A 14,196-nucleotide genomic window follows, 5' to 3' on the forward strand; every position below is an offset into this window, starting at 1 on the left:
ATGAAAAGCCAAAAAAGCTATCCTTACGGAATTGCCATACTTCTTATTGCCATTGGGAGTATGGCTTTTTTGTATCGGTATGGTTTTCACAAAGCTTTTGACGAAAAATACATTCCGAAGAATACTGATGTAATTGCAATGGTCGATGTAAAAAACATTCGAAATTATTTTGTTTTTTCCTGTCTAAAAAACCCTTCAGACTGTCAATGGAATTCTACAGACATTGAATTTAGAAAACGCTTTGAACTTTCTAAATATGGAATAAAAACACCCGATTATTTAGCTTTTTTCCACATCGAAAACCAACCAATAAGTCAATGGTTTGTCTTCGCCGAAATTGAAAACGAAAATGTGTTTGAAAAAGCAATAGCCAAAGCGAATTTCCATAAGACCACACCTCAAAATGGAATGGATACTTATTATTCAAATTCATTTAATCTTTGCATTATTAGGCATTCGAACCAAATTCTAGTTTCAAACATTTCTGAGAAGCAAAAACATATTGCGGTAAAAGTAGCCGAAGATTTATTTTTGAAAAAGCTTTTTCTAGATGCTGAAAAAATAGAAAAAACGATTAACACACACAATGCAGTAACATTTTGGCTCAAAAAAAACAACTTGCTGGAAGAAGATGGAATTCTAAATCTAAAATTGGAAGACCATGAAATAACGATTGATGGACAATTACAATTCAAATCGAAGTATAAAAAAGAATCGCGATTTCTTCAAAATTCGAATGCTTTATTGTCATTGGGCTTTGATTTTGAAATGATTCGGAATCAAGATATTATCAAACATCATTCCGACAAAATCAACAAAATGATTGGTTTTGATTTGGATTCTATTTTGGCTCACAACCCAACCAAAACAGAATTATTACTAAATGAAATAGTTGAAAAGAAAGATTCGGCCATCAGTTACGACTATGATGACGATTTTAATCCAATAAAAAAAGTGGTTGTACATACAAGTCATGAACCCTCTTTTTACTTCTCAATGCAAACAACGAATTCCAAAAAGGTTTATAATTACCTGAGAGCCCAAAATGCTATTGATGATCATCAGGTGTTCGTGAATTTTCCTTTCGCAACAACAAAAGCTTCCATCCGGGATAATACCGTAACATTGGAAACAAATCCTCTAAAAAAATTAAACTTACAACCTTCCGATCCTAAAATTGGATATTTTCAAGTCCATTTTAAGAAACTTCATCCAGAAGATTGGCGTTTCATTATTTCTAAAAATAAAAATTTTTCGTTTTTAAAATCCTTTGAAAGCTTAGAAATGTATCTTTCAAATAAAAATAATGCAGGCCTTTTTCGAGCAAGTTTGAAAACAAAAGACGCAAAAAACTTGATTAGAGTCATTAAATAAAGTGATGCAATCTTCCTCCCATAAATCCCAAAAGTCATAGAGTTAAATAACTAATTTACAACAGAATCCCTACAACAATCCTTTTTTCAGACACTGTTTTTTTGTTTAAAATAAGTAATAATTTATTTATATTTTTAATAAAAAAATGTATTTCATCGTTTTTTTTATGATTTAAACGTATTTAAATTAAACTTTGGCATGGAAATTGAAAATATGGTAAAACATTAAAACCATAGTTTCTCACTTCTATCAAAAGTGTTCCAAAAACGAAAAACAAAAATTATGAAAAAGATTATGTTATCAGCTTTTATAGCTCTTAGTATTGTGTCATGTTCGCAAGACAATGACTCTCCTGAAAATATATCAGGAATAAACTCAACCAGCATAACAGCAAAAATCGGTGTAGGTAAAGATGCTTTTCCAAATACAACCGGTAAGAATGTAAACAGAGGAACAATACCCACAACCATTAATACCATTACCGTGGATGTAGTAAATAACAACCCTGCGTTTCCATCAGCTCAAACCGTATTTGATTTGGTAAGTACAGGAGGGGCAAGCCAATTTTTAATAGAAAATGTTGCTTCTGGAAGTAACACATTTACGGCAAAAGCGACAACAATAGGAACACCTAAACTGTCGGTAGTTCCTTATGATTATGTTAGTGATGGCAACACAGACGCTAAAATAACTGCAGAAAAAAATGCTGTACCGTATGCGAAATACGAGGCTGTAGTAGGTATGAATATTATACTGGGAGCTCCACAAGAAATCCTATTCCCATTATTAACCAATAATGGAAGAATAATTGGTACTGTGGAAACAGGCTCAGTATTATCGGGTACTGGCCGTAAAGTAGGAGTAATTGCACAGCGATTTGATCCAAACAATTCAGCACTTGCACCAGAAGCAACATTTGATCTAACAGGAAGCAAATCCGTAATTGCCGTATGGAACGATGATACTGCTATAAAAGGCAATTATATGAAGTACATCGTCAATGTATATGGCCCCGATGGTTTAACTATAGAAAAAACATTTGACAAAACAATTGCAATAATAGAATCCACAGGGATAACAACTAAAATAACCATAACCTATGAAGGGTTAACAGAATCCATCAACTATGGTACATTTACAATACCTGCATGGACTGAAGTAAGTCAATAGTAATACTGAAGAGGATTGAATATCCGAAACTACCGCCACCAAAGCGGTAGTCTATTACAAAGAAGAAGCAAAAGCAATGAAAAAGGCATTACTGATTATTGTATTATTGATTACACTATCTTCTTGTTCCATTGAAGATGATACAATCCCACAAACCACTGAGGTAACTATTGTTGCTGGAAATGAATTCATCACCTCAACTACAGGTAAAAATGTACAAAGAGGATCTATGTTTGCTTGGATTAGCGAAATACAAATCAAAGCTACCCATACAAGTGGTTATACAAGCACTACCAATTTTACTTTGGTTGACAACGGAACTGCAGGTGCCAGCGGACAATTCATAATGGACAATGTAGAAATAGGAAACAATACTTTTACGGCATCCTCCAAAACAAATGAACCTGAAAGATTGGAAACCACTCAATTTCCCAGACCTAGTGGTGCAACAAGTCCAACAAACACAGTTATTTTAAATCAGTTTAACATTCTAAACAACAGAAATCCTTACGCTGTTTACACGAACAAAAATCCTGTTAACTCAACAATCGCTGAAGGAATCGCACAAGAAGTGACTATTCCAATGAAAACAGATAACAGCCGAATTATTGCCGTATTTGCAACTGATGATATAAATGGTAGTAACTCAACCAATGTGGTAACAATAACCTGTTATGTTAATGGAGTTTCTTTTGGCCCACCAGCAACTTGTAATGCATCTATGAATGCAACGTATTACTGGTCTGATCGAAATTCAATAGCGGGTAAATCAATAAGTTTTGGAATTGTTAATAATGATAGGGGAACACTAGATACCTATAATACTCCTGCAATAGTGATTAAAGCATCCAATACCCTAAAAATGTTATATGCTATTAAGGACAAAAGATTAGTAACTACACCAATGTAAAGATAAAAAGGCAATAATAAACTTCCCAAAAAAGAAATGTCGATTAAATGAAATTCAGAGACTAAAAAGCTTTCAAATTTAACAAGGATCTGTACTGAATTTGGGCATTTTTAGATGCAATTCAACAAACTTCATCCAGAAGATTGGCATTTCATTATTTCTAAAAATAAAAATTTTTCGTTTTTAAAATCCTTTGAAAGCTTAGAAATGTATCTTTCAAATAAAAACAACGCAGGCCTTTTTCGAGCAAGTTTGAAAACAAAAGATGCAAAAAACTTGATTTCGATTATGAGGTAAATAATAACCTATCGGATGTCATTTTTTGGAACCAAGTTCAATGTTAAAATGATTGTACTGCAACTCTTTTTTAAGCACTCATAATCAAAGATTTATTGATTTGTATCAGAACCCTCTCTAGATGCGGATTTGTAAAATTCACAGAAAAACTCCTTTTTTGACCAAAAAAAAAGGGGAAGCTATAATAAAATCCTATTTTTACGTTGTATTTAAAAACAAAAACAAAACTTATGAAAAAATTTATTCTAATAATTGCCTTTGGTTTAATATCAACTGGAGCATTTGCACAAGCTCCTCTTGAAGAAGGTGGAGTACAATTAAACGCTGGTGTAGGGGCTTCAGGTTGGGGAGTTCCTGTATATTTCGGTCTTGATTACGGAATCGCAAAGGATTGGACTCTTGGCGGACAAATCTCTTTTCAAACTGATAATGACCCATACCATTATGGTAACAGCAGTTATAATTATAATTCTACTGCAGTAGGAATTGGAGCTAATGGAAATTACCATTTCAACAGAATATTGAATATGCCAAGCAAATTTGATTTCTATGCAGGTGCCGCGCTTACATATTACTTTTGGAATTATAATGACTATAATGACTACCCTCACCCTGATCATGATGCTTTAGGTCTTGGACTTCAAGTAGGTGGTCGTTATTTCTTTACCGATAAATTTGGTATTAATCTAGAATTAGGAGGAGGTTCAGCAACAAGCGGTGCCAAATTTGGAGTTACGTTTAAACTTTAGGAATAAACAAAACATACATTTCAAAAAGCCATCTGATTTCTCAGATGGCTTTTTTATTGGATTTAAAATACTTTTATTTAACTCTTTTGAAGGTGACATTATATGATTTATTATCAGATCCATCAACATATACACCTATTAACAAATCTTTTTCAGCAAGATAATTTAGCGACAAACTATAACCTGGATTATCATCTTGCCTGTATATAACGAACAACCGCAAAACATCTGAAGAATTTGTCCAACCCGCTTTTTCAATAAAAATAAATTTCGAATTCAAATAATTCACTTGCAATGAACCATTTTCTAAAAGTCTCAAAATATGCAATTCAACGGCCGCATCATCTCTTTGCCAATTTCCTTTGATTAAATTTTTATCTTGAATTTTTGACAGTAACTGTTTTTGTGAATGTTTAAAAACTGTCAATGATGGAGAGATATTTTCTTTTGCCTTAAGCGAAAAAGGAATTATAGTCACGCCCAGAAAAAGAAGTAAAAACCCGCTAATTAAAATAGTTATTTTTTGCATCTATCCATTTTTATGTTAAACGATAAAACAATATTTAGGGCAAAGAAAAACAGTAAAAAAGACCTACGATTTCCTGACCATAAAGATATTATTTTTTTGCATATGACATTTAAAATTAACAGTATTGAATTGATTTACAGAAAAATAAGCCTTTAAAATTGATCTAATTATGACCAAAATATTTTAACTAAAGCATAGCTAAATTGAAAAACCAGAGATTCTACAAAGATTATAGCCAAATCATTAACTATATTTGATATACAAATTGAATTTCAAAATGAAAAAGAGTTGCTTGATTGTATTATTGGCTGTAGTAATTTCGGGATACGCCCAAAAAAAAGATAGTCAAACAAAAGACATTGCTTTTCTCGAGCAAAAGATAGCAGGTGAGAAAATGAACTTAAGAGTCAATCCCAACACCCAAAACTACGACATTACTTATCATGAACTTCGCTTTACTGTAGATCCTGCCAATTATTACATTTCTGGGGTTGTAACGACGACTTTTACTGCATTATCGGATCTTTCAACAGTTACTTTTGATTTAACAAATCAATTAACAGTAAGTTCGGTTACCAAGGATGGAGCTCCTTTGACATTCATCCAAAATGCCAATAACGAATTGGTTATTACTTTACCAAGTGTCTTAAATTCAAATACTTCAGCGAGTGTTATAATTTCCTATTCTGGTGCTCCCGCAAATGGAGAACAGGCATTTACCAAAACAATACACAACGGATCACCAGTTTTATATACTTTATCCGAGCCTTATGGCGCGCGCGATTGGTGGCCCTGCAAGCAAGATTTGAATGACAAAGCAGATAGTATTGATATTTATATTACGGCTCCATCCCAATACATTAGCGTTGCAAATGGCATAGAAACTACAACACCAATCATTAGCGGTCCATACAAAACAACCCATTTTCATCACGGCTACCCTATTCCGGCTTATTTGGTTGCCATTGCCGTAACCAATTACAGTGTGTACAACCAAACGGGCGGTACCACTCCCAACCAATATCCAATAATCAATTATATTTATCCTGAAACATTAGCCTCGGTTCAAACACAATTGGACCAAACACCATTGATTTTGAACTTGTATGAAAGCCTCTTCGAAATATATCCTTTTCATAACGAAAAGTATGGTCACGCTCAATTTGGCTGGGGTGGTGGAATGGAACACACTACGGTTTCTTTTATGGTAAGTTTTGAAAGAGATCTAATTGCTCACGAAATGGCACATCAATGGTTTGGAGACAAAATTACGTGTGGCAGTTGGAAAGACATTTGGCTTAACGAAGGATTTGCAACTTATGTTGCCGCTTTGGTAATTGAAAATTTTGATGGCCAAGCCGCTTTTGTAACCGAAAAAAACAAAATGATTAGCAATATTACTTCCAAAACTAATGGAGCCATATATTTGACAGATGCAGAACTGACTGATGTCAACAGGATTTTTGACTCCCGATTAACGTATAATAAAGGTGCCATGGTTCTGAATATGCTTCGTTTAAAAATGGGGGATGCTTTGTTTTTTCAAGGAGTGAAAAATTATTTAAAAGACATTAATCTTGCTTACAAATATGCCAAGACTCTTGACTTGCAATCGCATTTGGAAGCGGTTTACGGCAATAGCCTATCGGAATTCTTTAACGACTGGATTTACAATCAGGGCTACCCTATTTATAACATAACAGCACAAAATTTAGGCAGTGGCCAAGCCAAATTTACTGTCAATCAAACACAATCCGATGCTTCGGTTCCTTATTTTGAAATGCCGGTACCCATTCGTGTTTTTGGAACTGGTGGTCAACAATTGGATCTGGTTTTGAACAACACAATTAATGGAGAAACTTTTACAGAAAACGTTCCTTTTACCATTTCGAGCATCACTTTCGACCCGAATAAAAACATTATCTCAAAAGGTAACACTACAACATTGAGTAAAGCAAAATTTGAATTGACTGCAACACAAATATCACTAAATCAAGAAAACGATATTCTCACTCTAAACTTATTAAGCGGAATAACAGTTGATAAAACAGTATTTTACAATGTAGTTGGCCAAAGAATAAAAACAACTCACTCGACAACTACTTGGGATATTAGCTCCTGGTCGTCTGGCGTTTATTTTATGAGTGTACAAACGGATGCAGGCTCTAAAAAAATGAAGTTTGTGAAAAATTAAGAAACAGTTTCGCGAAGATACACGAAAGAAGCACAAAGATTCGCAAAGCTTTCTTTTAAAATTTTATAGAATTCTTTGTGAATCTTTACAATTTTTCTTTGTGAATCTTTGTGAAATAAATAATCTATCCCCTTTTAATCTCATGACCTACAAATTCTTCCAAAGAGGCAAACATATCGTCAACGGAAAGTACTTCGAAATCGGGATGGGTTTTTAAAAAATTAGCGTTCAAAGTAACCAGATTTTCATCTATTTCGAAGAAAGTGTCGTTGATGAGTAAATCTCTTGTGGGGTTCACACCTTCCAATTTACCTTTTAGGAATTTATTGAGCTTTACACTGCTCATTAGTTTTACTTTTTTGCTTTGCTGTTGGAATAATTCCAAATGTTTTTCAGCACCAATCAATGCCAAACCTTCTTCTATCAATTCATTCAATTCTGCATTCCAACCTGACTGATGTACAAATTGCGCAAAGTTACCCGCCACATATTGGGAATAATAATAGTCTAAATAATAACTCGTCAAAGCGTCTTCATGAATCAAATCGTTGTTAACACCTTCTTCACGCATTAGATTGATTACCGAAATATTGGAGTGAATCACATCTTGAAGATTTTCACTATTGAAGGCCGTTTCTGAAACTATTATTCTACCGAATTCCATGTGTTTTATATTTAAATACTTTGGTGCAAATTTCAGTTAAATTAAAACAGAAAAGAAAAACAAAATGATTTATCTGAATGAAATTGTATTAAATCTATTTATCCTTAAAATAAAAACACTGTCAGCAACTACAATTTCATAACTCAAAAAAGCAACAAATCTAAGTACTTAACAAAACGAATGTTGTAAAAAACATAATATTTACATTATTATAGCTTTGATTCACTGACAAGTAGTAACTTTATTCTTTCAATAAATCATTAAAATACGCTAAATGGAAGAAAGAATAACATTGGAATACTATGTTTTGGATGTATTCTCGAATAAAAGTTACAAAGGAAACCCATTGTCAKTTGTCTTTACTAATGGTAATTTAAAATTAGAGGTATATCAAAATATTGCTAAAGAATTTGGCTATTCTGAAACGTCTTTTGTTTATTATTCCTCGGCACAAAAAGCATTAACCGTACGCTCGTTTACACCTACAGGTATTGAAATAGAGGGAGCGGGACACAATTTGTTAGGTGCGGTTTGTGGTGCTTTATTAAAACAAATACCAATATTCCATGAACAAAATGAAACCAACCGTTTTGTAATCATGAAACATTCTCCCATAAAACTAACGGTACACTTTGATCCTATTACTCAATATCCTATTGTTCAAATGCATCAAAAACCAGCTGTGATTATACAGGAAATACCCACTTATAAAATAGCAGTGGCACTTGGTTTAAAAATCGAGGATTTAGATGTTAGTGACTATGTTCCCACAATCGTAAAAACAGAAGTTGCTCACACTATGGTTCCAATAAAGAATAGTCAGATACTTAATGAGTGTGTGCCAGACAACAAACTTTTAATTGAAATCTCAAAAGAATATGGGTTTGAAGGATTTTATTGTTTTACGATTTCGAAACAAGACCAAGAAAACATAGCCGAAGCTCGGTTTTTCAATCCAATAATCGGCATAAATGAAGACCCCGCTACAGGAACAGCAGCAGGACCTCTAATCGGTTTTTTGACAAAAAAGAAGTATACCCAACCTAATAGAGAATATAAAATTTTGCAAGGAGTTAAATTAAATCAACCTTCACTGATTGAAGTTATGCATAGGGAAAATGATATTTTGGTAGGCGGTTCATCCATTATTACGATGCGGGGTGAACTTTATTTATAACAGAGAAGCCACATTAAATAATGCAGCTTCTTAGATATTCAAACCAAAAAACAGAATTTCTTAATTCGTTTTCATTGGTGGCAAATCAAATGCTTTTGAATCGTGTTCGAAATTATTGCGGTGTCCACCATCACAAAAAGGTTTGTTTGCCGATAATCCACAACGGCAAAGACCTAAGGCTGATCTTCCTTGTAGTCCATAAACTGTTCCCTCTTGGTCCATAATTTCAAAATCACCTTCTATTTTTATAGATCCGTTTTTATTAATGATTAGCTTCGTCTTGCTCATAAGTTTGTTTTGTTTTTTTTCGAGGGCAAAGGTTGCAAAATATATTCTGATTTATTACTCAAAACCATTGTTTACATTAATTCTATTTAAATCTAAAGCTATCACTAAAAGGAATCTCAGCTTGACAAATCATTTGACAGAGAGATAAAATGTAGAAATGGTATCTGATTTTGAATAAAAAGCATAACATGCCTGAGACTTTATTTAGTAGATTTGAGAAATCATTTCTATCCAAATTACCAACCAATTATATGAAAAAATACGCCACACTGATAGCACTTGCACTTCTATTTAGCTTGACCTCTGCAACTAAAAACACGAACTCATCCGGAGATGGTTGGATAAATTTATTAGACAACAGCCTCAGCAAATGGGATATGTATCTAAGTTACAAACACAAGAACGGGTATTCCGGCAAAATTCCAACTGATGCAAACGGCACCGAAATCCCTCCTATTGGCTACAATAAGAATATAAACAATATGTTTACGGTGATTCAGGAAAACAACGAACCCGTACTTAAAGTTTCCGGTGAATATTATGGTTGTGTTTTCACCAAAGAAAATTTCAAAAACTATCGCTTGAAGCTAAAAGTCAAATTTGGAGCTAAAAAATGGGAACCCAGAACCGACAAACTCATGGATGCGGGTGTGCTCTATCATTCGCAGGGAAAAGCGGGTGTGGATTACTGGCGCGCTTGGATGTTATCGCAAGAATTTCAAATAATGGAAGGCCATTTTGGTGATTACTGGAACATTGCTAATGCAGCAATTGATATTAAAGCCTATCTTCCTGAAGGAGGAATGAATGCTGTTGCAGATGAAAGTCAGCAATTTATTCCGTTTGGGACTCATACCGAAAATACTGGGTTTTGCATGCGAAAAATGAGAGCCGAAACACCAAATAACGGTTGGACGGAAATAGAGTTGGTTTGTTTTGAGGGAAAAAGTCTTCATCTCATCAATGGCAAAGTGGTCATGGTTTTGCAGAATTCTCGCTATTTTGATGGCGAAAAATTCCAGCCTTTAACCGAAGGAAAAATACAATTGCAAAGCGAAGCTGGTGAAGTTTACTACAAAGACATCAAAATAAAACCAATAAATAAATTGCCTTCTGAGTTTGAAAAATTATTTTAAGTAAACACAATTCGCACATCATTTTATTAGATTTAATTATCATTCATAAAAAAACGGAAACGACTTTTAAAAAGTCATTTCCGTTTTATACTACACCTCAATAAATGAATTATCTGATGTAAACTGAGATAGCGTTACCATTCTTTAGTTTTAATTCAGTAAGTGTAAGATTAACAATGTCATAAGTTGTACTTGTGCCATTTATAACCAATGTCACTTTACTATCTCCTTTGGAATAAGTTCCTGATACAGTTGTTAGTGCACATGGACTGATAGTAGAATCATAATCTCCTGAAATTAATGTGTTATTAATCTTTAGATCAATAAAATCATGGTTACAGCCACTTACATTTTGTGGCGGATCAGACAATGTTTCTACACCATTAACATTGGTACCAACTTTTACAATACTCCATTTCCCTTCTAAGGGGGCTAATGTATCCCCTTCGTTTGAATCACTAGAATTACAAGACGTTGCAAATAATCCGATACTTAATAACAATGCAAATAATATGCTTTTAGTTTTCATGCTCTATTTATTTAAAATTAATAATGGCTAAATTAACTTTAGAGCGTCTGAAGACTGTTATATAATTACTGATATTCTTTATATTATTATCATCGAATTGTAAAATTATTGAAATGGGTAATTCTCAAGCCAAACGATTTTCTATGATTTGGGCTAATTCATCTCCTTTTTGAGTACCAATTAAGATTTTTTTCCCGCTTTTTAACTCAATGGCAAGTCCTGTATTTCCTTTGGTATTGTAAACTGTTCCATAAGAAGTGAATAATCGAATTCCGTAACCTACAAATTTATAGTTCAAAACTGTGGCTGATTTTACATCTTCCCATTTAAATGTTTTTTTTATCAACGGAGCAAACTTAATTCGTATTTCTTTTTGGTCAATTACTGTTTCTAGTTTCATATACCAAAACAAAAATATGATTCCAAACGGAAGTATCGCAAAGATAATTAATCCTATATCTGACATTGGCTTGTCGCCAAAATTCTCTCCTATAATCAACTGTTTAAAAAGCCCATAAGCTTGGAAAAATCCGAGTCCGATTAAAAATAACCATAACCACCATTGGGTAAACTTTTGTTTCTCTTTAAATTCTGATTCCATTAGATTATTTTATTTATAGGTTATCAAAAAACCTATCGGGTTACGTAGGATCAGATTCGTTACTATCCTTTTTCTGATTCATTTTTGCAACTAAAGCTTTCAACCGTATTGCTTTTTCTTTTTTTTCTTCTTGAAGTTTAGCCTTTTTTCGATTTAGCAATTTGGTATGTAAAGCCTTATTTTTAGTATTTTTTTCAGGTCCTTTTGCCATAATTTCTAATCTTATTTAATTACTACTACAAATATAAAGAAAGTCAAATTAAAAATGTGAGACGAATTAAAACTCCAAATGCCCTAGCCTCGATAGAAGTAAAAATCCTTTTGTGCCGGTGTTCGGCACAAAAGATTACTTCACCTAATTTTTATTCTCAGCGGAGTTCAGTGAATATATTTGCAACGGATAGCGGGATTAGCTCCTAATAAAAACCATTAAACTCTCAATTCTATTGCTTATTTTTGCACTCAATAAAATTGAGTTATGATACAGAATCCAAAAAGATATACCATTACGGCGGCATTGCCTTATACGAACGGACCTATACACATTGGGCATTTGGCGGGGGTTTACGTGCCTTCAGATATTTATTCCCGTTATTTGCGTTTGCAGGGAAGAGACGTTTTGTTTGTTTGCGGAAGCGATGAACATGGGGTTGCCATTTCGATGAAAGCCAAGAAAGAAGGCATTACGCCACAGGAAGTAATTGACAAATATGATGGAATTATTAGAAAATCGTTCTCAGATTTCGGTATTTCATTCGACAATTACTCCAGAACTTCAGCGAAAATTCATCACGATACCGCTTCGGAATTTTTTAGAAAACTGTATGACAAAGGTGACTTTATTGAGGAAATAACGGAACAATTGTATGACGCTAAAGCCAATCAGTTTTTGGCGGATCGTTTTGTAGTTGGAACTTGCCCGAAATGTGGAAATGAAGAAGCTTATGGCGACCAATGTGAAAAATGTGGTTCTACGCTAAATGCAACCGATTTAATTAACCCTAAATCGACCATTACGGGAGAAACTCCTGTTTTGAAATCAACAAAGCACTGGTTTTTGCCTTTGGATCGTTATTCAGATTTTTTGAATGAATGGATTCTTGTTGGACACAAAAATGACTGGAAACCGAATGTTTACGGACAAGTAAAATCTTGGATCGACGGCGGATTGGAGCCTCGTGCGGTAACTCGTGACTTGGATTGGGGAATTGATGTTCCGGTTGAAGGAGCAGAAGGAAAAAAATTATACGTATGGTTTGATGCGCCAATCGGGTACATTTCGTCCACAAAAGAATGGGCTTTACGTGAAGGAAAAGATTGGGAACCGTACTGGAAAGATCAAGACACAAAATTGGTTCACTTCATTGGGAAAGACAATATTGTTTTTCACTGCGTGATTTTCCCTGCGATGCTAAAAGCTGAAGGAAGTTACATTTTGCCAGACAATGTGCCTGCGAATGAGTTCTTGAATTTGGAAGGAAACAAATTATCCACTTCTAAAAACTGGGCAGTTTGGTTACACGAATATTTGGAAGAATTTCCAAACCAACAGGATGTTTTGCGCTATGCATTGACATCAAACGCACCGGAAACTAAGGACAATGATTTTACCTGGAAAGATTTTCAGGCGAGAAACAACAATGAATTGGTAGCGATTTATGGAAATTTCATCAATCGTGTTGTGGTTTTAACTAATAAATATTACAACGGTCTTGTACCTCAACCGAATGAATTATCTGAAGTTGACGAAGCAACTTTGACCGAATTGAAAGCCTATCCTGCCGTAATTTCGAGTTCACTGGAAAGATATAGATTTAGAGAAGCTCTAGGTGAAATGATGAATGTAGCCAGACTTGGGAACAAATATTTGGCAGATGAAGAGCCTTGGAAAATGGTTAAGACCGATCCAGATCGAGTACAAACCCAAATGTATGTTGCCTTGCAAATTGCGGCCGCTTTGAGTTCACTTTGTGAGCCTTTCTTACCATTTACGGCTACAAAACTGTCTCGAATCCTGAAGATTGAATCGCCTTTAAATTGGAAATCTATAACGGACTCTTCTGATTTATTGCCAGCCGGTCATCAAATCGGTGAAGCTGAATTGCTTTTCGCAAAAATTGAAGATGAAGAAATTCAAAAACAAATAGACAAATTGGAAGCAACTAAAACAGCAAACAAAGCTGAGAATAAAGTAGCAGAGCCTCAAAAAGACTTAATCCAATTTGAAGATTTTGCAAAAATGGATATCCGTGTGGGAACAATCCTTGAAGCTGAAAAAATGCCAAAAGCCAACAAACTTTTAGTTTTAAAAGTAGATACTGGAATTGATGTCCGCACAATTGTTTCGGGTATTGCAGAGAGTTTTAAGCCTGAAGATATCATTGGAAAACGGGTTTCTGTTTTAGTGAATTTGGCACCAAGAGCGTTGCGCGGTGTTGAAAGTCAAGGAATGATTTTGATGACTACTAATGCCGAAGGGAAATTGGTTTTCATAAATCCAGATGCTGATGGTGTTGGAAATGGTGAGACGATAAATTAAAGTTTTATAAAAATTTATAAAATTGCGTGAATCGATTAA

The 14,196-nt window shown here is 34.1% G+C and carries 14 protein-coding genes; 8 read left to right on the forward strand and 6 right to left on the reverse strand.

Annotated features, from left to right (window positions below):
• From AC1DY0_RS09300 to AC1DY0_RS09315, 4 genes are all read left to right on the forward strand, one after another.
• Entirely contained in the window at positions 1–1,374 is a 1,374-nt protein-coding gene (locus tag AC1DY0_RS09300) for a hypothetical protein (protein ID WP_477188328.1), read from the forward strand.
• Positions 1,375–1,656: 282 nt separating this feature from the next.
• Entirely contained in the window at positions 1,657–2,544 is an 888-nt protein-coding gene (locus AC1DY0_RS09305; protein WP_477188329.1) for a hypothetical protein, read from the forward strand.
• 76 nt (positions 2,545–2,620) lie between these two features.
• Positions 2,621–3,454, forward strand: coding sequence for a hypothetical protein (locus AC1DY0_RS09310; RefSeq protein ID WP_477188330.1), 834 nt, complete (start codon positions 2,621–2,623; stop codon positions 3,452–3,454).
• A gap of 527 nt (positions 3,455–3,981) precedes the next feature.
• Positions 3,982–4,500, forward strand: coding sequence for an outer membrane beta-barrel protein (locus AC1DY0_RS09315; protein ID WP_477188331.1), 519 nt, complete (start codon positions 3,982–3,984; stop codon positions 4,498–4,500).
• Between the two features lie 73 nt (positions 4,501–4,573).
• Here AC1DY0_RS09315 and AC1DY0_RS09320 read toward each other — a convergent pair whose 3' ends face one another.
• Positions 4,574–5,029 (reverse strand): hypothetical protein, encoded by a 456-nt coding sequence (locus AC1DY0_RS09320; RefSeq protein ID WP_477188332.1) that lies wholly within the window; start codon positions 5,027–5,029, stop codon positions 4,574–4,576.
• A 277-nt stretch (positions 5,030–5,306) separates the two neighbouring features.
• Here AC1DY0_RS09320 and AC1DY0_RS09325 point away from each other — a divergent pair, with 277 nt between their 5' ends.
• Positions 5,307–7,223: a M1 family metallopeptidase gene (locus tag AC1DY0_RS09325; RefSeq protein ID WP_477188333.1), complete on the forward strand. Its 1,917-nt coding sequence runs from the start codon at positions 5,307–5,309 to the stop codon at positions 7,221–7,223.
• A gap of 124 nt (positions 7,224–7,347) precedes the next feature.
• On the opposite strand, the gene AC1DY0_RS09330 is transcribed toward AC1DY0_RS09325, so the two are convergent.
• Positions 7,348–7,887 carry a DMP19 family protein gene (locus AC1DY0_RS09330; RefSeq protein WP_477188334.1) on the reverse strand — a complete coding sequence of 180 codons (540 nt, stop codon included), beginning with the start codon at positions 7,885–7,887 and terminating at the stop codon, positions 7,348–7,350.
• 274 nt (positions 7,888–8,161) lie between these two features.
• On the opposite strand from AC1DY0_RS09330, the gene AC1DY0_RS09335 reads away from it, so the two are divergent.
• Positions 8,162–9,064, forward strand: coding sequence for a PhzF family phenazine biosynthesis protein (locus AC1DY0_RS09335; RefSeq protein ID WP_477188335.1), 903 nt, complete (start codon positions 8,162–8,164; stop codon positions 9,062–9,064).
• A 60-nt stretch (positions 9,065–9,124) separates the two neighbouring features.
• Here AC1DY0_RS09335 and AC1DY0_RS09340 read toward each other — a convergent pair whose 3' ends face one another.
• Complete coding sequence (locus AC1DY0_RS09340) at positions 9,125–9,352, reverse strand: CDGSH iron-sulfur domain-containing protein (RefSeq protein ID WP_111408501.1); 228 nt, start codon at positions 9,350–9,352, stop codon at positions 9,125–9,127.
• Between the two features lie 188 nt (positions 9,353–9,540).
• Here AC1DY0_RS09340 and AC1DY0_RS09345 point away from each other — a divergent pair, with 188 nt between their 5' ends.
• A complete protein-coding gene (locus tag AC1DY0_RS09345) occupies positions 9,541–10,488 on the forward strand; it encodes a 3-keto-disaccharide hydrolase (RefSeq protein WP_477188336.1) in 948 nt (315 codons plus the stop codon).
• 109 nt (positions 10,489–10,597) lie between these two features.
• On the opposite strand, the gene AC1DY0_RS09350 is transcribed toward AC1DY0_RS09345, so the two are convergent.
• From AC1DY0_RS09350 to AC1DY0_RS09360, 3 genes are all read right to left on the reverse strand, one after another.
• Positions 10,598–11,017 carry a lipocalin family protein gene (locus AC1DY0_RS09350; RefSeq protein ID WP_477188337.1) on the reverse strand — a complete coding sequence of 140 codons (420 nt, stop codon included), beginning with the start codon at positions 11,015–11,017 and terminating at the stop codon, positions 10,598–10,600.
• 124 nt (positions 11,018–11,141) lie between these two features.
• Positions 11,142–11,618, reverse strand: a complete 477-nt coding sequence (locus tag AC1DY0_RS09355; RefSeq protein ID WP_477188338.1) for a hypothetical protein — start codon at positions 11,616–11,618, stop codon at positions 11,142–11,144.
• 40 nt (positions 11,619–11,658) lie between these two features.
• Complete coding sequence (locus tag AC1DY0_RS09360; protein ID WP_477188339.1) at positions 11,659–11,829, reverse strand: hypothetical protein; 171 nt, start codon at positions 11,827–11,829, stop codon at positions 11,659–11,661.
• 267 nt (positions 11,830–12,096) lie between these two features.
• On the opposite strand from AC1DY0_RS09360, the gene metG reads away from it, so the two are divergent.
• Positions 12,097–14,157 carry a methionine--tRNA ligase gene (gene metG, locus AC1DY0_RS09365; RefSeq protein WP_477188340.1) on the forward strand — a complete coding sequence of 687 codons (2,061 nt, stop codon included), beginning with the start codon at positions 12,097–12,099 and terminating at the stop codon, positions 14,155–14,157.
• The last annotated feature ends 39 nt before the right edge of the window (positions 14,158–14,196 follow it).

The sequence above is a fragment of the Flavobacterium sp. P1_E4 genome, assembly GCF_056405915.1.

Excerpts from the sequence above, each read along its gene's own strand:
- AC1DY0_RS09300 (WP_477188328.1), top strand. The coding sequence starts at position 1 with ATGAAAAGCCAAAAAAGCTATCCTTACGGAATTGCCATACTTCTTATT.
- AC1DY0_RS09305 (WP_477188329.1), top strand. The coding sequence starts at position 1,657 with ATGAAAAAGATTATGTTATCAGCTTTTATAGCTCTTAGTATTGTGTCA.
- AC1DY0_RS09310 (WP_477188330.1), top strand. The coding sequence starts at position 2,621 with ATGAAAAAGGCATTACTGATTATTGTATTATTGATTACACTATCTTCT.
- AC1DY0_RS09315 (WP_477188331.1), top strand. The coding sequence starts at position 3,982 with ATGAAAAAATTTATTCTAATAATTGCCTTTGGTTTAATATCAACTGGA.
- AC1DY0_RS09320 (WP_477188332.1), bottom strand. The coding sequence starts at position 5,029 with ATGCAAAAAATAACTATTTTAATTAGCGGGTTTTTACTTCTTTTTCTG.
- AC1DY0_RS09325 (WP_477188333.1), top strand. The coding sequence starts at position 5,307 with ATGAAAAAGAGTTGCTTGATTGTATTATTGGCTGTAGTAATTTCGGGA.
- AC1DY0_RS09330 (WP_477188334.1), bottom strand. The coding sequence starts at position 7,887 with ATGGAATTCGGTAGAATAATAGTTTCAGAAACGGCCTTCAATAGTGAA.
- AC1DY0_RS09340 (WP_111408501.1), bottom strand. The coding sequence starts at position 9,352 with ATGAGCAAGACGAAGCTAATCATTAATAAAAACGGATCTATAAAAATA.
- AC1DY0_RS09345 (WP_477188336.1), top strand. The coding sequence starts at position 9,541 with ATGCCTGAGACTTTATTTAGTAGATTTGAGAAATCATTTCTATCCAAA.
- AC1DY0_RS09350 (WP_477188337.1), bottom strand. The coding sequence starts at position 11,017 with ATGAAAACTAAAAGCATATTATTTGCATTGTTATTAAGTATCGGATTA.
- AC1DY0_RS09355 (WP_477188338.1), bottom strand. The coding sequence starts at position 11,618 with ATGGAATCAGAATTTAAAGAGAAACAAAAGTTTACCCAATGGTGGTTA.
- AC1DY0_RS09360 (WP_477188339.1), bottom strand. The coding sequence starts at position 11,829 with ATGGCAAAAGGACCTGAAAAAAATACTAAAAATAAGGCTTTACATACC.
- metG (WP_477188340.1), top strand. The coding sequence starts at position 12,097 with ATGATACAGAATCCAAAAAGATATACCATTACGGCGGCATTGCCTTAT.